Genomic DNA, 20,489 nt, shown 5'->3' on the forward strand with positions numbered 1-20,489 from the left:
AGAATTATGTAGCAATTTTCCCCATCCTTTTAGGGTGGTTTTTAAAAGATTATATAATCTCGGTTCTAATATGTATTTTTGAATCAAAACTCAAAAATGCAATTCGAAAACAGTAGAGAGTTTGCTAAGAAATTAGATCAACAAGACCCCATAAAGTCATATAGAGATCAATTCCTTTTTCCTAAAGTGAATGATGAGCAAGTAATATATTTTACAGGAAATTCTTTAGGACTTCAACCCAAAAACACAAAGAAGTACGTAGATGATGTAATGAAAGATTGGGCAGAACTTGCAGTAGAAGGTCATTTTTATGCAGATAAGTCTTGGTGGGATTATCACGAGCGAATGGCAAAACCATTAAGTAAAGTGGTCGGTGCTAAACCTTCAGAAATTACTGTGATGAATACACTAACAGTAAATCTTCATCTTTTAATGGTTTCATTCTACAGACCGCAAGGAAAAAGATATAAGATCATCTGCGAAGAAAAAGCTTTTCCTAGTGATCAATATATGTTACAAAGCCAGGTTCGGTTTCATGGGTATGACCCGGATGATGCTATTGTAGAAATTAAAAAACGAAAAGGAGAACACAATTTTAGGATAGAGGATATACTCTCTACTATCGAATCTGTAGGAGAAGAATGTGCGTTAATTTTAATAGGTGGAGTTAATTATTATACAGGCCAGGTTTTCGATATGAAAACGATAACTAAAGCAGGTCATGATATAGGAGCGTTTGTGGGTTGGGATCTTGCTCACGGAGCTGGTAATATTGAGCTAAAACTTCATGATTGGGATGTGGATTTTGCATCTTGGTGTAGTTATAAATATATGAATAGCGGCCCTGGTAATGCTTCAGGATGTTTCATACACGAAAGGTTTCATGATAGAAAAGATATTCCACGATTCGAAGGGTGGTGGGGAACTAAAAAAGAATCCAGATTTCTTATGAAACCTGAATTTGAACCAATGCCCAATGCAGATGCCTGGCAATTGAGTAATGCGCCTATTTTATCTTTAGCTCCTTATTTAGCGTCGTTACAATTGTTTGATGAGGTTGGTATGGATGCGCTAATAGAAAAACGAAACCTAATTGTAGCATATTTAGAATTCGTATTAAAAGAGATTGATAGAGAAGTAGACAGCACTTTTGAGATTATTACTCCATCAAATCAACAAGAACGAGGAACACAACTCTCTGTTTTTCTTCACGGAGAAGGACGGAAATTATTTGATTATTTGATGAAAAACGGAGTGATTACTGATTGGAGGGAACCTAATGTAATTAGACTAGCACCTGCTCCTTTTTATTGCTCATATGAAGATATGTATGAATTTGGTCAGATCCTTAAACAAGGAATTCTAGAAAAAAAATAAAGCAACGCTTTAGTTTAGTTCTCTGATGTATCTAGAAGGAGAAACACCAGTGTGTTTTCTAAATTGTTTGCAAAAATAAGATGGATCATTAAATCCACATTGATATAAAACCTCGGATATAGAAGTATTCTTGTTTTCGAAATGTTCCTGCGCTTTTTTGATTCTAAACTCATTGAGAAAATTAATAAAACTTTTATTTGTAGCAGATTTAAACATTCTGCAAAATGAATTCGTAGTCAGTCCTAATTGTTTAGCCATAGTTTTAGATTGAATTTTTTTGGCATAGTTCTTATTTATAAAATCAAAAACTTTGGATATTCTTGGTAAAGCTGTTTTATCAATTTCAAGATGATTAGATTTTACAATAGGTCTTTTATTGTTAGAAACAGAGAGGTCATACAGTATATGCAAGAAATTTAATAATTTCTCCACATTATTTTGGTTGGAAAGTTTTAAAAAAGAATCAGACAAATTTTCTTTAGTCTCTTTAGAAAATATATAACCTTTTGGTGATTTTCGGATAAATTCCAGGATAGTGGAGAACTCTGGAAAATAGTTTAATTTTTCTTTAATAAAACTCTCATTAAATTGAATGACAACTTCTACGTTATCCTCGAAATCTTTATTTCCAAAAGGCATATGAGGCATGTTTGGTCCGAGAAAAATTAGTAAACCATCTTTGTATTTTTCAATATTTGACTCAACTTGAATTATTCCATTACCGTTTCTAATAAATACAATCTCATATTCTGGATGTAAATGCCAATTTACTTCATTGCAGAGTGAATCTTTTCTATAACTTTCTATTTTCAAAGATTTTGATTGTTCTAGATAAATTTGTTCGTATGATGGCTTCATAAAACAAAATTATCATATTCTTGTGATTAATTTTATACAAATGAATAAAATGACTTAGTGTTAGGATATTTTGTTTTAATATGAAGGTGTTTTTTGTAACTAATTTTGAACTATAGTTAACATACTAAATAACATACTTTGAATTCTTTATACCTAATTATTACAAAATTAAGATACTTTGGACCTGCTTGGGTGTTTGCATCATTAAATATTATGACCGGTACTTGGGTGTTGTATATTCCTACTGTGAGAACAAAGTTATTAATTGATGATGCACAGTTGGGGATTGCACTTTTTTGTTTTGCGTTAGGTACATTAATAATGATCCCTCTATCATCTTTGATAATAGAAAAACTTGGTGTAGGAAAGGTGACTATTATAGGAGTCATTCTTTTTTCTTTGTTGTTTCTAATGCCAATAATAGCTCCAAGTTATTTGGTATTATGTATAGTTTTATTTACAGTTGGATTATCTGCTTGTTTGACAGATATTGCAATGAATGCTCTGGTGTCGGACATTGAACAAGAGGATGATATTCATATTATGTCTGCATCTCACGGATTTTTTAGCTTAGGAGGAGTCATTGGAGCTGGTGTTGGAAGTTTTTTGATTGCATATTTTCAGATTCCATTGTTACATATGTTATGCGCTACAATATTTGTGATCGTAACAAACATCATAGTTTGTAAAGGATATATAACTATAAAAGGGAAAAAAGAAGAAGAATCAAGAAAGCCTTTTGATCTAAAACTTATAAAGCCACTTTTAGGACTTACGATCATTGCATTTTTAATAATGGGTAGCGAAGGTGCAATAGAGCATTGGAGTAAACTCTATATGCAAGACGTTGTAAACATCTCTTCAGAAAAGGTTTCTGGATTTGGTTTTGTCGCTTTTTCTGTGATGATGACGTTAGGTCGCTTTTTTGGAGATGCAGTAAGTAAACATTTTGGATCCTTTATTATAATTATTGGAGGTTGTTTAATAAGTGCTTTTGGTTTTTTTGCCGTATTAAGTTCTACATTGATACTTACTGTCATTGGTTTTGGACTAGTGGGACTGGGATTTTCAGTGATTATACCAGAGTTGTTTAGATTGGCCGGAAAAACTAATGGTGTTTCTTCTGCAGAAGGAATATCCTTTGTAGCAGGTTTTGGGTATCTTGGATTTTTAATAAGCCCTCCATTTCTGGGATTGCTATCCAAAATAGATAGTTTAAAACTTAGTTTTACTGCTTTATTAACAGCAACAATAATTGCGTTAATAGTTACATTCTTTATTTCTAAAAAGTATCTAAATGATATGAATTAAAGCTGGAAATTAGTCCGTAACAACCTCAATATTTGTAAAATGAAGTTTCCAATTACCTTCATTACGATTATGTGTTTTGGCAATTTTGATTCCGTTGAAGGTTTCATAATCTTCCCAGGAAGTTATTAAAGATGCTTCTTCCTTATTTTTTTCTCTGAATACCCATTCTTTTATTTTAAAATCGCCCTCAAAGTAAAAATCATATGCATCTCCAGGAGTATAGCCTCCTTCGTTTTTATATACAATAGTAAACTTTTGCATTTCCTTATTACTAATTGGAGCAACTGCTTTTACCTGATGTTCTGATGTAAAACTGTCTTGATCCCAAACCAGATTGAAGGGCGCTAATAACCAATATTTATCATTAATAAAACCTTGATCTGCTTTTAATGAAGTACTATCAATCTGTGTTCGGTTATAAGAGATCGTATCTTCGGTAGTTGTTAAAGTAATCTCATTTTTTTGAGGTTTCCAACTCCAAGAACGTTCATAATGACTACTATCTTTATCTACATTAAAAGTGAATTTTATTTCTTTTACTTTTTTCCAATGCTCAAAACCATTAGCATTTGCAATGGATTCTGCAGTGGTTAAGATTTTATTCTTAGTGGTCTCCGTAGCTCTTATTTCTGTATCATCTTCATATTTATATTCTTTTTTTGCTTCTTGTTTACAAGCAATCATAAATAAAGAAAATATGGATAACAGTATGATATTTTTCATCTTGAGTTAATTTTTGGCTAAAATATAGAAAACAAAAACCTTGCTAAATTCTATTAACAAGGTTTTAGGGTTTAGAAGCTTTTGTTTTTAGATAGCTTAGCTTGCATTTGGATTAAAACCAATTTGCTGAAACCAGTCCCAATTATCCCAGAAAGACAATATATCCTCTATTTTGTTATCATCATTAATTTTAAGAATAAACAAATGTTCGGTATTATAATATTTACCTTTACTAGGTATTCCCAGAATTTCTTTTTCTTGAGTTCCACCAATAAATACTCGTACTATTGCATTACCTTGGTTATCTATCGTTATACTTTTAACATCATTTGTCAGATCAGGGAAAGCTTCTATTAGAGCTGAAGCGATACCTTTCCAAGTAGTGCCTTCATCGGCGTTGATTTTTCCAATACCGTTCTCACCAAGAGGAACATATCTAAAAGTTCCATTAGAAGCTGCGTAAGAAACTGCAGTTTCAAGATCGTGATTTTTATATGCATTAAAGAATAATGTAGCGACTGTTTTTCTATTTTTAATTTGTGTTTCTGTTATCATGATTTCTATGTTATTTAAAGTTGATAATTATTTTACGGTTATTAGTTCTATAGTTTTTTGAGCGGTAAGTACTGAAGATTGAGGGTTTTGACCAGTGATCAAGTTTCCGTCTTCAATTATGTATTCAGACCAATCTTCGCCTTTACGATAAATTGCTCCTTCATTTATAAGCTCAGTTTCTAGCAAGAAGGGAACTACATCTGTTAATCCAACGGCTTCTTCTTCTGTATTGCTAAAAGAGGTAAGTCGTCTGCCTTTTACGATAGGAGTTCCGTTTTTTGTTTTTATTCCCTTTAGAGCAACTACACCATGACATACGAGACCAATAGGTTTATCTTGATGATTGAATGTGCTCACTATTTTTGCTATTTCTGGATTGTCACCTAAATCCCACATGGGTCCGTGTCCTCCTGGGAAAAAAAGAATGTCATATTCCGATGGATTTATGTCTGAAACTTTTAACGAATTATGAATTGCATTTAATGCCTTATTGTCCTGGTTAAAACGTCTTGTGAAATCTGTTTGCCACTCAGGAAGTTCACTCTTAGGATCTAATGGAATACTACCTCCTTTAGGTGATGCAATCACTATTTCTGCTCCTGCATCTAGATATTTGAAATATGGCCCGGCTAATTCTTCTAACCAAACACCTGTTTTTTCGCCAGTATTACCTAATTGATTATGTGATGTGGTAATTAATAATACTTTTAGATTTTTCATTTTATTTCTGTTTTACGATTTATAATTTTTTACATTACAAATATCGTAAGTGACTGATAATAAAATGATTGATGTGTGTTATGAAATTTTATTGACCTATGTTAAGAAGAGGTAAGTTGTTTACGTAATCTGCTTAAACTTTCTGGTTTGATACCTAGGTAATTAGCTATTAGATAATTAGGGATTCGTTGTTCGATATTAGGATACGTTTTTCGAAATTCTAGATAACGTTCTGAGCTTGTTTTTTCTAATGAAGATATGATCCGATCTTGTAAAGCAACAAAAGCATTGGTTAATTTAATACGAAAAAAGCGATCAAATTTTGGGATGTCAAGATATAATTGTTCTAAATCAGATTTCTTAATACCAATAAGTTCGCATTCTTCTATACAATCAATATTAAGGCGGGCTTTTTCTCCCTTAAAAAAAGCCTTAAAATCACTGATCCACCAATCTTCTATGGCAAATTGTACAACATGCTCGTTTCCAAGGTCATCTACTTCAAAGGCTTTAAGACAACCTTTAATTACGAAATACTCATAATCAACAAAATCACCTTCTTGTATGAGATACTGTCTTTTTCGTAGTTTTTTATGAATTAAAATAGAAGAGAATCGTTGTTGCTCTTCTTCTGTGAGTTTTATATATTTTGAAATATGTTTTTCGATAGCAGCATACATAAAACAAAATTAAACAAAAAAAGCTTCCATATTGGAAGCTTTTTTTTAGATTGTTTTTGAGGTAATTACTCTACAATCAATTTGTATTGCGGAGTTTTATTTAAAGGACAGAAGTAGTTATATTCTCCTTTTTGTAATGTTACTGTTTTAGAACTTTCTGTTTTTCCTTCTGCAACTACTTTAGTTACATAAGCTGCTTGAATATGATTTTTAGGATCTGAGGCATCTTTTCCTGCTGGTACTAAAACAAAACCAACATCAGTTCCGGAGTTGTTATTAGAGATATTGAAAACATAACTTCCTTCTGATAAGGTAACTTGTTTCTGAGTAAATTCTCCTTTAGTTTGCTCTAAAGAAACTGTTTTTACTTCTTGAGCAGATGTACTTAATGTAATTGCAAAAATAAATGTGAATAATGTGATTAACTTTTTCATGATTTTAAAATTTATAATTGTTGTTAAATGATTCTTGGTTTTTCTGAGAGGAAAGAATTTCTTTATTACTTCTTTCCTCTCAGAGTCTGTAAATAGTTATTTATTGTAGGTTATTTCGTTTACGCAACTGTAGTCTCTAGTGGTTGTGCTACAGGGAAATCTACAGGAACTTGTGTAGTACTGTGGATATAGTTCGAAATTGTTTTGTCTCCCACTAATACGATAGTATCTATTAAGTTTCCTTTATCATATCCAGCAGCAAAGAAATTGTCCACGATATTCTGATCTGTACGACCTCTGTTTTCGGTAATATTTTTAGCTAATTTTGCTAAAGCATCTAGTTTTGGATCAAACGAAGCATATCCTGCTCTTAATTCTAGTATTTGTTCATCAGTAAAACCATTCATTTTTCCAATTGCGGTATGTGCTGATAAACAGTAAATACAGTTGTTTACTTCACTAACAGCCAAGTTCACTACTTCTTTTTCTTTAGCTTTTAATGAGGTTTTTGCATTGGATAGATTTAGATAATTTTCTAATGCAGTTTCACTATGTGCATAGGTTGCATATAAATTTGGTACGAAACCTAAAGCGCTATTAAGGTTATCAAAAATTCCTTGATTTGTAGTGTTTACTTCTTCTCTTGTAGGTACATTAAATGTTGCCATAATTATTGTTTTTAATATCCTGAATTCATTTTCAGGATTAGTTTATATTTTTTGTTTTAATTGTCTTTTAATTTGACAATACAAAGATGCGATAGGAATAATGATTCTAAAATGTTAGTTTTTCCCAACAACTTGTCAATTTTTCCCTTCCGCAATTTTTGGGATTATATATGAGGTGTTTCTGCATCACAATAAAAATCGTGATGGCTACTTTGATCACAATGTGTTTTTATATTTAGAGTATTAGCGATTCGTTTTTTTCCTTGGCGGAAAATCTCTATTAAATTGAATATTGATTTATTATGTACTATCATTTTTGTATTGTTTTAAATTAACAGTACAAAGATGAGGCAACACAGAACTTTCTGAAATGTTCGTTTTTCCCGACTACTTGTCGATTTTTCCTTTCAATCTTCTTTTATATATAAAGTAATGTTTACGAGCATGTTGTGTTTGTGGATGATGAGGGGTTTGTTGTTGCAGTAAATAAAAGTTAATTATTATTATTATTATTATTTGATGAAACTTATAGCTTTAATTAAGTTTTACTTTTTACATCTTACTTGAATTAGATACTGTCTTTTTTCGTAGTTTATTATGAATTAAATAGATGAGAGTCGCTTTCGTTCTTCTTCTGTGAGTTCAATATATTTTGAAATATGTTTTTCGATATTTTAAGACAGGGCCGATTAAACAAAAAAAGCTTCCTAATTATGGAAGCCTTTTTTAATTGTTTTGGGGTAATTACTCTACGATCAATTTGTATTGTGGAGTTTTATTTAAAGGACAGAAGTAATTATATTCTCCTTTTTGTAACGTTACTGTTTTAGAGCTTTCTGTTTTTCCTTCTGCAACTACTTTAGTTACATAAGCTGCCTGAATATGATTTTTAGGATCTGAGGCATCTTTTCCTGCCGGTACTAATACAAACCCTACATCAGTTCCTGAGTTGTTGTTAGATATATTAAAAACATAACTTCCTTCTGATAAGGTAACTTGTTTTTGAGTAAATTCTCCTTTAGTTTGTTCTAGAGAAACTGTTTTTACTTCTTGCGCTGATGAGCTTAACGTAATTGCAAAAATAAATGTGAATAATGTGATTAACTTTTTCATGGTTTTAAAATTTATAATTGTTGTTAAATGATTTTTGGTTTTTCTGAGAAGAAAGAGTTTATTTTTCTTTCTCCTCAGAGTCTTTGATAGATTATTTAGTGGTGGTTATATAGCTTATGCTACTGTAGTTTCTAGTGGTTGAGCAACTGGAAAATCTATAGGAATTTCTGTAGCATTATTTAAATAGTTAGAAATAGTTTTATCTCCTACTAATACAATTGTATCTACTAAATTACCTTTGTCATATCCTGCAGCAAAGAAATTGTCAATTATTTCTTGATCCGCACGACCTCTATTTTCCGTTATGTTTTTAGCAAGTTTTGCTAGCGCATCTAATTTAGTGTCAAAAGAAGCGTATCCTGCTCTTAGTTCTAATATTTGCTCATCCGTAAAGCCATTCATTTTTCCGATAGCTGTGTGTGCAGATAAACAATAGTTACAACTATTTACTTCGCTAACTGCTAGATTTACAACCTCTTTTTCTTTAGCTTTTAAAGAAGTCTTTGCATTTGATAAATTTAGATAGTTCTCTAAAGCAGTTTCGCTATGTGCATAGGTTGCAAATAGGTTTGGTACAAAACCTAGTGCGTTATTAAGATTGTCAAAGATTGCTTGATTCTTCGTATTTACTTCTTCTCTTGTTGGTACATTAAATGTTGTCATGATTATTTTTTTAGTATCCTTAATTTCTTTCAGGATGGATTTATGTGTTTATTTTAATTGTCTTTTAACTTGACAAGGCAAAGATGCAACAGGAATATTGATTCTAAAATGCTGGTTTTTCCCTACAACTTGTCAATTTTTCCCTTCCGCAGTTTTTGGGATTATATACGAGGTGTTTCTGCATCACAATAAAAATCATGATGACTTCTTTGATCACAATGTGCTTTCGCATTTAAGGTGTTTACGATTTTTCTTTTTCCCTGACTGAAAATTTCTATTAAATTGAATATTGACTTATTATTTATCATCCTTTTGTATTGTTTTAAATTAACAGTACAAAGATGATTGAATGAAGAGGCTTCTGGAATGTTGGTTTTTCCCGAAGACTTGTCGATTTTTCCTGGGTATAAAAAAACCCCCTTAATTGGAGGTTTTAATAATCTTATATTTTGGATTTCTTTATTTAGAAAAATTTTACTTCTTTCCTTTTAATCCATAATATTATTGCACTAAGAATAAAAGTTAACATCGCTGTAATAAATAGTATTCCTCCGTCATCATTGATTTCGACTCCCAATTTCGTGATATGCATGAAAATGGCACCGCCAATCACACCTAAAGTTAACGTGGCCCCGATCCAAACAGTCTTTGGGATTAGTATTAAAACACCGGCTACTAGTTCTGCAATTCCAATAACTATTCTACCATAAGGTTCTAGTCCAACTTTAGAAAAAATATAGACACTATCCGGATGAGCAGTAAACTTAAATCTAAGGGTTTGTATGAGAATAATAGCAACAATTATCCTCAATACCAGGGGTAAGGCATTCTTCATTTTAATATGTTAGAGTTTGTGTATATTTTTATAGAACGCTGGGTAATGCGTCTATTTTCCCATTAAAGGTATCTTTTCTAGAGATAAAATACAATTCCTTAAGATTGTTATCAATAGCAAATTGATGGGATAACTGTGGTAAATTGTTTATTAAGAAAGTCTGAAATGCTTCTGCGTTTCGGCTTCTATTCGCTGCTTTTCGTATGGTTTTCAGATATGAAGCTGTAATTAACTCTACATTGTTTTTATTAGAAATAAAAAGTAAAGAGGTGTTTTTTCCCTTTGAAAATTTTATTTCTTTTTTAAAATTAATTTGATTCGAAGCAATTAAACTTTCGTTATAGTTGCTAAAAGTATTTTGATAGACTACTTCTTTGGTATTTTTAAGATATACAGTTTCTAATTGAGTTTTGTACATTTTCTCCTGTGAGTGTCCAGAAAAAATCGTGATAAAAAAAACTATAGTTAGAATAGCCGTGATGTTGTTATGTAAAGTTTTCATATCTATGCCTTTTACTCGAAATTACTTTCGTATTTAGTAAATCAATTTATTATACTACAAAATTGGGGCAAAAGATGTAGATTAAAAAGTCCTTTTTTCCTTCTTCCTTGTCAATACTTCCCTATATTATTAGAAGTGAATTGAAAAACAAAAACTTAGTATACTATTTTAATATAAATTATAAGTCGTTATTGGTCTATAAAACTTACATCTATTGATGAATTAAAAAAGCAATAAACTAGAAAAGAAATCACTCCTGTAAACTTATATAACTTTTGTAACTTATAATTTCCCTACAAATTTAAGGATTAACTATTACAAAATATGTTATAGAAAATCTAATTATTCTATTTAAAATTCGAATTTACAGGTAATTATCTAAATTATGAGCGTTGTGAATTTCAATATTTCTTAAAAGTCTTATGTTCATAGCACCATGCCCATTTTTCATTGGGTTCTGCCGAGATTACCACAGAATGTTTATGATTTATATAGTGATTACTAGCATGTTTATTAGGTGAAGAATCACAACATAAGGTAACTCCACATTGCTGACAAGTTCTAAGGTGAACCCAATTATCTCCTGTTTTTATACATTCGGCACATTCATAACTGTCATCTTTTTTGATGTTTTGAGGATCTAAATTTTCCAGATGATTACAAGTTTTAGTTTTAAATCCCATACTATGTTTCTGCTAAATATTCGTGTACAAATTTTATGGCCATAGCACCTTCTCCAACAGCAGATGCTACCCGGTTCATGGCTCCAGCTCGTACATCGCCAGAAGCGAAGATACCCGGACTACATGTTTCTAGTAAAAAGGGTTCACGATCTTTTTTCCAGATTTTTTTGAAATTTTCATATCGATTGAGATCCCTACCAGTCTCTATAAAACCTCGATCGTTTTTTATGATGTCTAAAGCTATCCAATCGGTATAGGGTCTTGCACCTATAAAGATAAATAAGGCATCTGCATCCACTATTTTAGTTTCAGAAGTCACGCTGTTTGTTAGCTCCAGTGAAGTAAGTCTTTCATTTTCTCCGATAGCTTTAGTGACATTGGTGTTACCTAATAATGTAATATTTTCAATAGCATCAATTTGATCAATAAGATAGCTAGACATACTGCTAGTAAGATCTTTTTTACGGACCGAGATGTATACATTTTTAGCAAACTTAGAAAGATAAACAGCAGATTGGCCTGCAGAGTTTCCGCCACCCACAATATATACTTCTTTATTAGCGCAGGCTTGTGCTTCAGTCATAGAGGAACCATAATAAATACCTGCTCCGGTATAATTTTCTACACCTTCGGCTTCAAGTTTTCTGTAATTAACACCCGTAGTGATGACTACACTTTTAGCGCTAATACATTCACCGTTACCAAGTGATATACTTTTATATCCATCTTTTTCTGTAATAGAAGTAACTTCTTGGGGAGACAGGAATTCTATCCCAAATCGTTTGGCTTGTGTAATCGCGCGATGTGTCAATTCTTGACCACTTAATCCATTTGGAAATCCAAGATAATTTTCTATTCTAGAACTGGTTCCTGCTTGTCCTCCAGGTGCGTGTTTCTCAATGAGTAACGTTTTTAGCCCTTCTGATCCTCCATAAACGGCGGCTGCTAATCCAGATGGCCCTGCTCCAATAATCACTACATCATATAAATTGTCTTGCGGATGGGCGTTTAAACCTAGTGCAGTAGCTAGCTCTATTATATCGGGATTTTTATAACAATTGCCATCTTGTAATGAAATTACAGGAAGATCAGTTGGTGTCAGTTTATGTAATTCAATAATTTCTTTAGCTTTATCACTGGTTTCTGCATCTAACCATTGAAAAGGAAATAAATTTCCGGACAGAAAATCTTTGATATCATGAGATTTTGGAGAATACTGATAACCAATAACTTTTATTCCATCAAACTCTGGTTGAAAATTTATTTGCCAAGTATCCAATAAATCATTTAGTGTCGGATATAGTTTTTCTTCTGGTGGATTCCATGGTTTTGTAAGATAATAATCAAGCTGTACATCATTAATAGCTCTAATAGCTGCATCAGTATCAGAATATGCAGTGAGCAGTACTTTTTTTGCATCCGGAAAAAAATGTTTGGCTTTTTTGAGAAATTCTACTCCTAGCATCTCGGGCATTCTTTGATCCACAAGAAATAGGGCAACAACCTCATTTTTCTTTTTTAAATCCTCTAGAGCTTCTAACGCGTCATTAGCAGATTCTGTGCTCATGACTCGATATTTTTTTCGATATTCTGATTTTAAATCTCGAGTTACAGCACGTAATACTTGTGGGTCATCATCAAGGGCAAATATGATAGGTTTTTTCATTATTTTTTGATTTAAAACAGACTAAAAATTAAAATTATCAGGATCTGGTCCGGTTCTTTGATTCTTATCTAGAGAATCAATGTAGGATACATCTTCATTAGATAATTCAAAATCAAAAAGATCAGCATTAGATATAATTCTTTCTTTTTTGGAAGATTTAGGTATAGTAATAACTCCTTTTTGTAAATTCCATCTTAAGACAATTTGAGCGACAGTCTTATTGTATTTTTTTGCCAAATCATCTAATATTGATAGCTTAAAAATCTTTCCCTGCATCATCGGAGACCAAGCTTCGTACTTAATTTTATGTTTATTGCAAAAATCAATTAAATTTTGTTGAACTAAATATGGATGAAATTCCATTTGATTGACCATTGGTATTATTTCTGAATTTTCTATCAGATCCTCTAGATGGTGTTGCATAAAATTACTAACGCCTATAGCCTTAATCTTTCCATCCTTATACAGTTTTTCTAATGCTTTCCAGGTTTCAATATATTTTCCTTCTACTGGCCAGTGAATGAGATATAGGTCTAGATATTCTAGTTGTAATCTTTCAAGACTTTTATCAAAAGCCTTAATAGTTGATTCATATCCTTGATCCGAATTCCAGACTTTACTTACTACAAAAATCTCTTCTCTAGGAATACTAGTTTGGCGTATAGCTTTTCCAACACCTTCTTCGTTTTTGTAAATACTTGCTGTGTCTATATGACGATAACCTGCATCTAAAGCCCATTGAACAGCATCAACTACTTCTTGATCATTATCGGATAAATAGACTCCAAGACCAAAATACGGCATATGTATTCCGTTATGTAATTGGAATGTTCCTTTTATATCTGTTATTGTTTTCATTGTTCTGGTTAATTAATTGGTAAACAAACGGTAAATATTGTTTCTCCTTTTTTAGATTTTACCATAATATCACCTTCATGTTGATTAATAATTCTTTGAACTAGTTCTAGTCCCATTCCTGTGCCTTCTCCAATAGCTTTGGTAGTAAAAAAAGGATCAAAAATACTATTCAGATGTTCTTCTGGAATTCCTTCTCCATTATCGATAATTTCTACTTTTAAGAAATTCCGGTCCTTAGAAGTCTTTATCTTCAAAATTCCGGAGTGATCCATGGCATCAACTGCATTATCAATTAGATTGGTCCAGACCTGATTAATTTCACTAACAAAAATTTTTGCCTCTGGAAGATTTGCCTGAAAATCTTTTTCTAAGGATATGTTTTTCTTTTTCAGTTTATGATTAAGCATGATAAGGGTACTTTTTAAACCAATATGGATGTCTGTAGAGATTTTCTCGGGAGCGCGATCCATATGTGTATAACTTTTGATAGAGCCTACTAGATTGGATATCCTATCAGAAGCTTCGCCAATTTCATCAACCATTTTTTCTGTGGTTAATACATTTTCAATCCATTCGATAGCATCTGGAAAGTTTTTGTCACCTGTAGCTTTATGAATTTCTTCCATTGCTTCTATACCCATACAGAAATCTAATAATGTTTCTGTCAATTCATAACTATTGTCTACGCCGTGATCTTCTAACCATTCTTCTAGTTCATCTTCTTTTTCATTACGTTCCGTGAGTTTCATATTATTTTCTGGGCGATTATTCAATTTCTCAAAAAGAATAGTATTGATGGCATCTATTTCTTCATCTGTAGCTCTAATAGAAACTACTCTTTTAAACTTTTCAGGAACATTGCCTAGATGTTCTTTTAGCGCTTTGGCACTTCGTACCATAGCAGAAGCAGGATTATTAAGCTCATGCGCCAATCCTGCAGATAATTTTCCTAAGGACATCATTTTTTCCGCTTGTACATTATCTTTAGTGAACTCTCTGACTCGTGAAGTCATTTTATGTACCAAAACTTCAGTTAACTCATAATGATTAGAGATCATTTCTTTGAAACAGGATTTTTTGAGGATTAAAACATCACTATTTTCCAGTACTTCTCCAAAGCCTATGGCCGAACTAGCTCTTGAAAAAGGGAGTAATCCACCGATTTCATTTGTATCCATTAATGCTACATGCTTGTAGTTTCCATTTTGTTCGACTTTGATCTCAATCTTCCCTTCTAGTACAATAAATAGCTTATCAATAGGATCGCCTTTCTGAAAAAGATACTCTCCTTGTTTTAAAACTTCGATATAAGATTTGTCAATTAACCATTGTAATTGATCATCTGGAACATGAATAAACTCTGGGATTTGTTGAAGGTTTTGTGTGGTAAGTTTCATTAGTTTAAAATTAGGTAATTAAAAATGTCTATCCAATACCTATAAACAATAGAAATCTTAAGGTTTTTATAAAATTTAACCAGTATGAAATTAAATGCCAATTTTTTATGATTTGTTTATCAAGAAAGACATAATGAAGTAAGGTTTATTATGATTAGTTATATTTATAAATCTTTTAATATAGGGATGATGTCTAAGGAATTTCAAAAATATTTTAAAACTAACGAGGCAACTTGGAATGAGAAAGTAGCTGTTCACGCATCTAGTGATTTTTATAATTTAGAATTATTTAGAAAAGGCGCAACTTCTTTAAACAAAATTGAATTAGAAGCATTAGGAGATGTTTCTGGTAAATCACTATTACATTTACAATGTCATTTTGGACAGGATACATTAAGCTGGAGTAGGATGGGAGCAAAATGTATCGGAGTAGATCTTTCTGAAAAAGGGATTGAACTAGCAAAACAATTAAATACAGAGTTAAAATTAGATGCTGATTTTGTATGCTGTAATGTTTTAGATACTTCTAATCACATAAAAGATCAGTTCGATATCGTATTTACTAGTTATGGTGTAATTGGATGGTTACCAGATTTAAAACCTTGGGGTAGGATGATTGCAGAGAGATTGAAAACAGGAGGTGTTTTTTATATAGTAGAGTTTCATCCGATTGTTTGGATGTTTGACTATCTAGAAGGAGTTCCTAAGATGAAGTATGGATATCATCAGAAAGAAGCCATCTATGAAGAATATGAAGGCACGTATGCTGATATGAGTTCTAAAATGATCAGTAAAGAATATGGTTGGAATCATGGTTTAGGAGAAGTTGTTTCTGCATTGTCAGAGGCAGGATTAACCATTGAGTATCTTAGAGAATATGATGAGTCACCTTATGATATTCTTCCTAATTTGATAGAGAATAAAAATGGTATGTTCGAGAGTTCTGATAAATTATTTCCACTACTGTTTGCGATTAAAGCATTTAAGTAACAATTCTTTGATAATTTTTTTACATTTGTTAAAGGTTTTAATGTTTGCATAAGCTCTATAATATAGAGAGCTGGTTTGTCAAGGACATTAAGACTCGGATCTTATTACTTAGTTCCTTTTCATACTTTGACAAACTGGAATCATTTAAAAAGTATGCAAACAAAAAATATAGCTATTGTAGGAAGTGGTTTAGCTGGTTCGCTATTAGCAATTTATCTAAGAAAACGTAATCACCAAGTAACAGTATTTGACAGAAGGCCGGATATTAGACAAATTCAATTTAGTGGTCGTTCTATTAATCTTGCAATGTCCGTTCGAGGTTGGAAAGCATTGGATAGAGTTGGTGTTGGAGAAGAAATTAGAAAGTTAGCGATCCAAATGGATAAAAGAACCATGCACGTTAATGATCAGCCTGAATATCATCAGTACTATGGTAAAGAAGGAGAGGCTATCTATTCTATTTCGAGAGGCGTATTGAATCGTAAAATGATTACACTAGCAGAAGAATCAGGTGTTGTATTTAGATTTAATGAAAAAGTATGGGATGTAAGCTTACCAGAAGCTAAAATATATACAGGAGAGACGGAAAAAGGCGAATGGAAAGAATATCAATACGATATGATTTTTGGTTGTGATGGAGCTTTCTCGAGAGTGAGACATAAAATGCAGAGAAGAAGTAGATTTGATTATTCTCAAGATTTTCTGGATGCAGGGTATAAAGAACTAGGGATACCTGCTAATGCCGATGGAACACATAAATTGGATAAAAACTCATTGCATATATGGCCAAGAGGGAAGTTTATGTTGATTGCGTTACCAAACTTAGATGGTAGTTTTACTTGCACCTTATTTATGCCTCATGAAGGCGAAAATTCTTTTGAAAGTTTAACCAATGATGCCGAAGTAATAGAATTCTGGAAGCGATATTTTCCTGATACCATAGAGTTCATGCCTACTTTACTTAAAGATTTTAAGAATAACCCTACGAGTGCTTTAGTAACAATGAAATGTTATCCTTGGACATATTGGGATAAGGTAGCTTTGGTTGGAGATTCTGCTCACGCAATTGTACCATTTTATGGGCAAGGAATCAATGCTGGTTTTGAGGATATTTCAGTGCTAGACGATATTATAGAAACATATAAAGGAGATAACTGGCAGGAGGTTTTTGAAAAATATCAAGAAGCCAGAAAACCAAATGCTGATGCTATAGCGGAACTTTCTTATCGCAATTTTATAGAAATGAGTAGTAAAACCGCAGATCCAGATTTTCTATTAAGGAAGAAAATAGAGAAAAGATTTTCTGAAAAATTTCCTGATAAGTGGATTCCACTTTATACAAGAGTAACGTTTACCCATAGACCGTATGTTGAGGCGCTAGATATTGGTGATCAACAAGCCAAGGTTATGGATGAAGTTATGAAACTTGATAATATTGAGGATATCTGGGATACTGATGAGGTTATACAAGAAATTATAAACCGCTTAGACTTCTATAATATAAAGGCTAAAAGTATTACCCAATAAGTCTCTTCAACCATTTTAACTTAGCGCCTGTATAAGGTGAGTATTTAAGATTTAACTCTATTAAAAAGGATTTTTGTAAAATACTTTTATAGTGAGAGAATGCTTCGAATCCTGCTTTACCGTGGTAGTTGCCAATACCGCTATCTCCAACACCACCAAAAGGTAGATTTTGTTCCATAAAATGCATAACCGCATCATTTATAGCTCCACCACCAAATGATATTTCATTTAGGATTTTATTTTTTACTGCTTTATTTTTAGTAAAAATATAACAGGATAAGGGTTTCGATAATGTTTTAATATCGGCAATGGCTTTATCTATATCTTCAAATGATATTACAGGAAGAATAGGGCCGAAAATCTCTTCTTGCATTACTTTGTCGGAGAATGTTACGCCACCCATAACTGTAGGAGATATAATTCTGTTATCGGCATCAGAGTGCCCACCATAATATATTTTATCTTCTTCAATAAAATTTTGTAATCTCTCGAAGTTTTTTTGGTTTACAATTTGAGTGTAATTTTCATTTTCTATTTTATAATCTGCACTTTCTATGTGTTTTTTAATAGCTAGTAACAGTTCATCCTGTACCGAGGACTCAACCATGATATAGTCTGGAGCTATACAGGTCTGGCCTGTGTTTAAAAATTTTGCCCAAACTAAACGTTTGGCAGTCATATCAATATTAACATCTTTTGTAATAATTGCAGGGCTCTTGCCTCCTAATTCTAAGGTAACCGGAGTAAGATGTTTGGCAGCGGCCTGATAGATGATTTTACCTACTTGAATACTTCCTGTAAAAAATATTTTATCAAATTTAATTTTTAGTAATTCCGTAGTTTCTTTTACGCCTCCTTCGATTACTTTAAAAAACTTAAGATCAAAATTTTCACCTATAATTTTAGCCATTATAGCAGAAGAATTAGATGGAATCTCGCTAGGTTTAAGAATAACCGTACAACCCGCAGCTATTGCAGCTATTGCAGGAACTATCGATAGTTGATACGGATAATTCCATGCGCCCATTACTAATACCGTTCCAAATGGTTCTGGTATAATATAACTTCTTCCAGGAAGGTTAGCTAATCCTGTAGAAACCCTTTTCCTCTTAGACCATTTCTTAATATTTACGAGTGCAAGGTCTATCTCATGGTAAATAATAGCTAGTTCTGTAGTGTAGGTTTCGTATTTTGATTTTTTGAAATCACGATAAATAGCTTCGTATAATAGCTCCTCGTTTTTTTGTAAAACACTTTTTAAACGCTTTAATTCTTTAACTCTAAAAGATATATCTTTAGTAGTATTAGTGTTAAAAAAAGTCTTTTGAGTAGTAACGATTTCTTGATAATTCATAACGAGAATATAGAGTTGCTATAGAAATAAATTACGATTCAATGCTCATACGTTTCTCCAATTCGAGTTGTTTCTGCATTTGTTTTACAGTGAGTGTACTGCCATCATGACTCCATCCTGGAGGACCAAAAATATACATAAACTTATGATACCAGTTTTTGGATTTTTTGGTGTCATTCCAGATGTCTTTATATTCGTGTGTAAGTATAACCCAAGGGTTATAAGAGTTTGGTGCGTGTGTCACACCATATTGTACTTCAATATCATCGTCTAATTCTTTCCAGGTTCCAAATATTTTATCAAAAATATTTAAGAATCCCCCATGATTTTTATCCATATACTCTACATTCTTGGCGTGATGTACCTGATGCATTGTATGTGTATTGAAAATCTTTTCTATAAATCCCATTTTCGGTATAAATACAGAATGTAATTGAAATTGCCATAATGCTTCTATACCAAGACAAACAATAACCATTTCTGGAGGAAACCCTATGATTGGCATCCACATATAAAATAAAGGTTTGTATAACAACGTGAACCATCCATTACGAACAGCTGTTCCGAGATTAAAGTTATCAGAGGAGTGATGTACTATATGTGCTGCCCACAATGCACGAACCATATGGTTTTGTCTATGGAACCAATAATATGTGAAATCATCAGCTAATTGGCATAATAACCAAACATACCAAGCATAACTAAAGGATTCCCAACCCATAATGTTAGTTCTGACACCATCAACCTCTGGATTAAAAAGATTGTACATAAAAGTGAATAGAACTACCGAAAAAACTGTCTTAAGGAAAGGGCCTAAAAATGCGGATCCAAGACCCATAGTGAAACTTGCAGATAAATCTTTCCAATTATATAAATCTTTATGATCGTCGTGATTTTTACTGTAAGCTAATTCTACAACAATAAGTACCAGAAATAAAGGTACACCATACTTTAGGGGCTGTATAAAATCCATTTTCTTTCTATTGTATTCTAATTGGGGCAGAATATAATAAGAATTTGTAGTATAACTTTAACATTCTATCTTTTTAAATAAAAAAATACGTGTTTTTAACTATTGTTTACTTAATTGGTTCCAATTTTTCAAAACTAGTGGCGTTATTTTGCAAATATTTGAGAAGAGTCTTTGAAAGATTTAAATTCAAGTGCATTTCCACAAGGATCATAAAAAAACATTGTTGCTTGTTCTCCTATTTCTCCTTTAAACCTTATATAAGGTTCAATTACGAATTTTACGTTTTTTTCAGAAAGCATATTAGCAAAATTTTGCCATATTTCCCATTCTAGAATAATACCGAAATGAGGTACAGGTACTTCCTTACCGTCAACGCTATTGTGATGCTTAGTGTCTGAATCTGTTTTTTGTTTGTAATGAATTACTAATTGATGCCCGAAAAAATTGAAGTCTACCCAATGATCGCTGCTCCGACCTTCATCTAGTTCTAGTGTGTTATTATAAAAATTTCTGGCAAGAGCTAAATTGTCAACCGGGATTGCCAGATGGAAAGGGGATAATGTTCTCATATGTTGATTAATCTTTATATGTAAACTTAAGGT

The 20,489-nt window shown here is 32.2% G+C and carries 22 protein-coding genes; 4 read left to right on the plus strand and 18 right to left on the minus strand.

Annotated elements, in window-relative coordinates:
- Nucleotides 1-96 precede the first annotated feature (96 nt).
- Nucleotides 97-1,377, plus strand: a complete 1,281-nt coding sequence (kynU, locus tag Q0829_RS24870; RefSeq protein WP_298548120.1) for a kynureninase — start codon at nucleotides 97-99, stop codon at nucleotides 1,375-1,377.
- A gap of 9 nt (nucleotides 1,378-1,386) precedes the next feature.
- Here the strand turns inward: kynU and Q0829_RS24875 are convergent, their stop codons facing one another.
- Entirely contained in the window at nucleotides 1,387-2,235 is an 849-nt protein-coding gene (locus Q0829_RS24875) for an AraC family transcriptional regulator (protein WP_298548123.1), read from the minus strand.
- 138 nt (nucleotides 2,236-2,373) lie between these two features.
- Between Q0829_RS24875 and Q0829_RS24880 the strand changes: the two genes are divergently transcribed.
- The gene (locus Q0829_RS24880; protein ID WP_298548126.1) at nucleotides 2,374-3,546 is read left to right on the plus strand and encodes an MFS transporter; all 1,173 of its coding nucleotides are present in this window, start codon (nucleotides 2,374-2,376) and stop codon (nucleotides 3,544-3,546) included.
- A 9-nt stretch (nucleotides 3,547-3,555) separates the two neighbouring features.
- On the opposite strand, the gene Q0829_RS24885 is transcribed toward Q0829_RS24880, so the two are convergent.
- From Q0829_RS24885 to Q0829_RS24950, 14 genes are all read right to left on the minus strand, one after another.
- A complete protein-coding gene (locus Q0829_RS24885) occupies nucleotides 3,556-4,269 on the minus strand; it encodes a hypothetical protein (RefSeq protein WP_298548128.1) in 714 nt (237 codons plus the stop codon).
- Nucleotides 4,270-4,365: 96 nt separating this feature from the next.
- Nucleotides 4,366-4,824 carry an ester cyclase gene (locus Q0829_RS24890; RefSeq protein ID WP_298548130.1) on the minus strand — a complete coding sequence of 153 codons (459 nt, stop codon included), beginning with the start codon at nucleotides 4,822-4,824 and terminating at the stop codon, nucleotides 4,366-4,368.
- 27 nt (nucleotides 4,825-4,851) lie between these two features.
- Nucleotides 4,852-5,544 (minus strand): type 1 glutamine amidotransferase domain-containing protein, encoded by a 693-nt coding sequence (locus tag Q0829_RS24895; protein WP_298548132.1) that lies wholly within the window; start codon nucleotides 5,542-5,544, stop codon nucleotides 4,852-4,854.
- A gap of 101 nt (nucleotides 5,545-5,645) precedes the next feature.
- Complete coding sequence (locus tag Q0829_RS24900; RefSeq protein WP_298548135.1) at nucleotides 5,646-6,224, minus strand: Crp/Fnr family transcriptional regulator; 579 nt, start codon at nucleotides 6,222-6,224, stop codon at nucleotides 5,646-5,648.
- A gap of 65 nt (nucleotides 6,225-6,289) precedes the next feature.
- Nucleotides 6,290-6,658, minus strand: coding sequence for a cupredoxin domain-containing protein (locus Q0829_RS24905; protein ID WP_298548137.1), 369 nt, complete (start codon nucleotides 6,656-6,658; stop codon nucleotides 6,290-6,292).
- A gap of 119 nt (nucleotides 6,659-6,777) precedes the next feature.
- Nucleotides 6,778-7,326, minus strand: a complete 549-nt coding sequence (locus tag Q0829_RS24910; RefSeq protein ID WP_298548138.1) for a carboxymuconolactone decarboxylase family protein — start codon at nucleotides 7,324-7,326, stop codon at nucleotides 6,778-6,780.
- A gap of 744 nt (nucleotides 7,327-8,070) precedes the next feature.
- Entirely contained in the window at nucleotides 8,071-8,439 is a 369-nt protein-coding gene (locus Q0829_RS24915) for a cupredoxin domain-containing protein (RefSeq protein ID WP_298548141.1), read from the minus strand.
- Nucleotides 8,440-8,553: 114 nt separating this feature from the next.
- Nucleotides 8,554-9,102, minus strand: coding sequence for a carboxymuconolactone decarboxylase family protein (locus tag Q0829_RS24920; RefSeq protein WP_298548142.1), 549 nt, complete (start codon nucleotides 9,100-9,102; stop codon nucleotides 8,554-8,556).
- A 463-nt stretch (nucleotides 9,103-9,565) separates the two neighbouring features.
- On the minus strand, nucleotides 9,566-9,937 hold the full coding sequence (locus Q0829_RS24925) for a DoxX family membrane protein (RefSeq protein WP_298548145.1): 372 nt from the start codon (nucleotides 9,935-9,937) through the stop codon (nucleotides 9,566-9,568).
- A 28-nt stretch (nucleotides 9,938-9,965) separates the two neighbouring features.
- Entirely contained in the window at nucleotides 9,966-10,439 is a 474-nt protein-coding gene (locus Q0829_RS24930) for a hypothetical protein (protein WP_298548147.1), read from the minus strand.
- A gap of 401 nt (nucleotides 10,440-10,840) precedes the next feature.
- Nucleotides 10,841-11,122, minus strand: a complete 282-nt coding sequence (locus Q0829_RS24935) for a UBP-type zinc finger domain-containing protein (RefSeq protein WP_298548150.1) — start codon at nucleotides 11,120-11,122, stop codon at nucleotides 10,841-10,843.
- Between the two features lies 1 nt (nucleotide 11,123).
- On the minus strand, nucleotides 11,124-12,788 hold the full coding sequence (locus Q0829_RS24940; RefSeq protein ID WP_298548152.1) for a response regulator: 1,665 nt from the start codon (nucleotides 12,786-12,788) through the stop codon (nucleotides 11,124-11,126).
- 21 nt (nucleotides 12,789-12,809) lie between these two features.
- Nucleotides 12,810-13,646, minus strand: coding sequence for an aldo/keto reductase (locus Q0829_RS24945; protein ID WP_298548155.1), 837 nt, complete (start codon nucleotides 13,644-13,646; stop codon nucleotides 12,810-12,812).
- An 8-nt stretch (nucleotides 13,647-13,654) separates the two neighbouring features.
- A complete protein-coding gene (locus Q0829_RS24950) occupies nucleotides 13,655-15,043 on the minus strand; it encodes an ATP-binding protein (protein WP_298548156.1) in 1,389 nt (462 codons plus the stop codon).
- A 189-nt stretch (nucleotides 15,044-15,232) separates the two neighbouring features.
- Here Q0829_RS24950 and Q0829_RS24955 point away from each other — a divergent pair, with 189 nt between their 5' ends.
- Both Q0829_RS24955 and Q0829_RS24960 read left to right on the plus strand, forming a co-directional pair.
- A complete protein-coding gene (locus Q0829_RS24955) occupies nucleotides 15,233-16,033 on the plus strand; it encodes a class I SAM-dependent methyltransferase (protein WP_298548158.1) in 801 nt (266 codons plus the stop codon).
- A gap of 153 nt (nucleotides 16,034-16,186) precedes the next feature.
- Nucleotides 16,187-17,560: an NAD(P)/FAD-dependent oxidoreductase gene (locus Q0829_RS24960; protein ID WP_298548160.1), complete on the plus strand. Its 1,374-nt coding sequence runs from the start codon at nucleotides 16,187-16,189 to the stop codon at nucleotides 17,558-17,560.
- On the opposite strand, the gene Q0829_RS24965 is transcribed toward Q0829_RS24960, so the two are convergent.
- The 3 genes from Q0829_RS24965 to Q0829_RS24975 form a co-directional block, all read right to left on the minus strand.
- Nucleotides 17,550-18,914 (minus strand): aldehyde dehydrogenase family protein, encoded by a 1,365-nt coding sequence (locus tag Q0829_RS24965; protein WP_298548163.1) that lies wholly within the window; start codon nucleotides 18,912-18,914, stop codon nucleotides 17,550-17,552. The genes Q0829_RS24960 and Q0829_RS24965 overlap by 11 nt on opposite strands.
- Nucleotides 18,915-18,945: 31 nt before the next feature.
- A complete protein-coding gene (locus Q0829_RS24970) occupies nucleotides 18,946-19,887 on the minus strand; it encodes a sterol desaturase family protein (RefSeq protein WP_298548166.1) in 942 nt (313 codons plus the stop codon).
- 143 nt (nucleotides 19,888-20,030) lie between these two features.
- Nucleotides 20,031-20,456, minus strand: a complete 426-nt coding sequence (locus Q0829_RS24975) for a VOC family protein (protein ID WP_298548168.1) — start codon at nucleotides 20,454-20,456, stop codon at nucleotides 20,031-20,033.
- Between the last annotated feature and the right edge of the window lie 33 nt (nucleotides 20,457-20,489).

Origin of the sequence: uncultured Aquimarina sp. (assembly GCF_947492405.1) — a bacterium.
Taxonomy (GTDB): domain Bacteria; phylum Bacteroidota; class Bacteroidia; order Flavobacteriales; family Flavobacteriaceae; genus Aquimarina.

Coding starts and splice junctions, on each gene's coding strand:
- Q0829_RS24920 (WP_298548142.1), bottom strand. CDS start 9,102: ATGACAACATTTAATGTACCAACAAGAGAAGAAGTAAATACGAAGAAT.
- Q0829_RS24875 (WP_298548123.1), bottom strand. CDS start 2,235: ATGAAGCCATCATACGAACAAATTTATCTAGAACAATCAAAATCTTTG.
- Q0829_RS24900 (WP_298548135.1), bottom strand. CDS start 6,224: ATGTATGCTGCTATCGAAAAACATATTTCAAAATATATAAAACTCACA.
- kynU (WP_298548120.1), top strand. CDS start 97: ATGCAATTCGAAAACAGTAGAGAGTTTGCTAAGAAATTAGATCAACAA.
- Q0829_RS24930 (WP_298548147.1), bottom strand. CDS start 10,439: ATGAAAACTTTACATAACAACATCACGGCTATTCTAACTATAGTTTTT.
- Q0829_RS24905 (WP_298548137.1), bottom strand. CDS start 6,658: ATGAAAAAGTTAATCACATTATTCACATTTATTTTTGCAATTACATTA.
- Q0829_RS24935 (WP_298548150.1), bottom strand. CDS start 11,122: ATGGGATTTAAAACTAAAACTTGTAATCATCTGGAAAATTTAGATCCT.
- Q0829_RS24885 (WP_298548128.1), bottom strand. CDS start 4,269: ATGAAAAATATCATACTGTTATCCATATTTTCTTTATTTATGATTGCT.
- Q0829_RS24975 (WP_298548168.1), bottom strand. CDS start 20,456: ATGAGAACATTATCCCCTTTCCATCTGGCAATCCCGGTTGACAATTTA.
- Q0829_RS24910 (WP_298548138.1), bottom strand. CDS start 7,326: ATGGCAACATTTAATGTACCTACAAGAGAAGAAGTAAACACTACAAAT.
- Q0829_RS24950 (WP_298548156.1), bottom strand. CDS start 15,043: ATGAAACTTACCACACAAAACCTTCAACAAATCCCAGAGTTTATTCAT.
- Q0829_RS24895 (WP_298548132.1), bottom strand. CDS start 5,544: ATGAAAAATCTAAAAGTATTATTAATTACCACATCACATAATCAATTA.
- Q0829_RS24925 (WP_298548145.1), bottom strand. CDS start 9,937: ATGAAGAATGCCTTACCCCTGGTATTGAGGATAATTGTTGCTATTATT.
- Q0829_RS24945 (WP_298548155.1), bottom strand. CDS start 13,646: ATGAAAACAATAACAGATATAAAAGGAACATTCCAATTACATAACGGA.
- Q0829_RS24970 (WP_298548166.1), bottom strand. CDS start 19,887: ATGGATTTTATACAGCCCCTAAAGTATGGTGTACCTTTATTTCTGGTA.
- Q0829_RS24890 (WP_298548130.1), bottom strand. CDS start 4,824: ATGATAACAGAAACACAAATTAAAAATAGAAAAACAGTCGCTACATTA.
- Q0829_RS24955 (WP_298548158.1), top strand. CDS start 15,233: ATGTCTAAGGAATTTCAAAAATATTTTAAAACTAACGAGGCAACTTGG.
- Q0829_RS24940 (WP_298548152.1), bottom strand. CDS start 12,788: ATGAAAAAACCTATCATATTTGCCCTTGATGATGACCCACAAGTATTA.
- Q0829_RS24960 (WP_298548160.1), top strand. CDS start 16,187: ATGCAAACAAAAAATATAGCTATTGTAGGAAGTGGTTTAGCTGGTTCG.
- Q0829_RS24965 (WP_298548163.1), bottom strand. CDS start 18,914: ATGAATTATCAAGAAATCGTTACTACTCAAAAGACTTTTTTTAACACT.
- Q0829_RS24915 (WP_298548141.1), bottom strand. CDS start 8,439: ATGAAAAAGTTAATCACATTATTCACATTTATTTTTGCAATTACGTTA.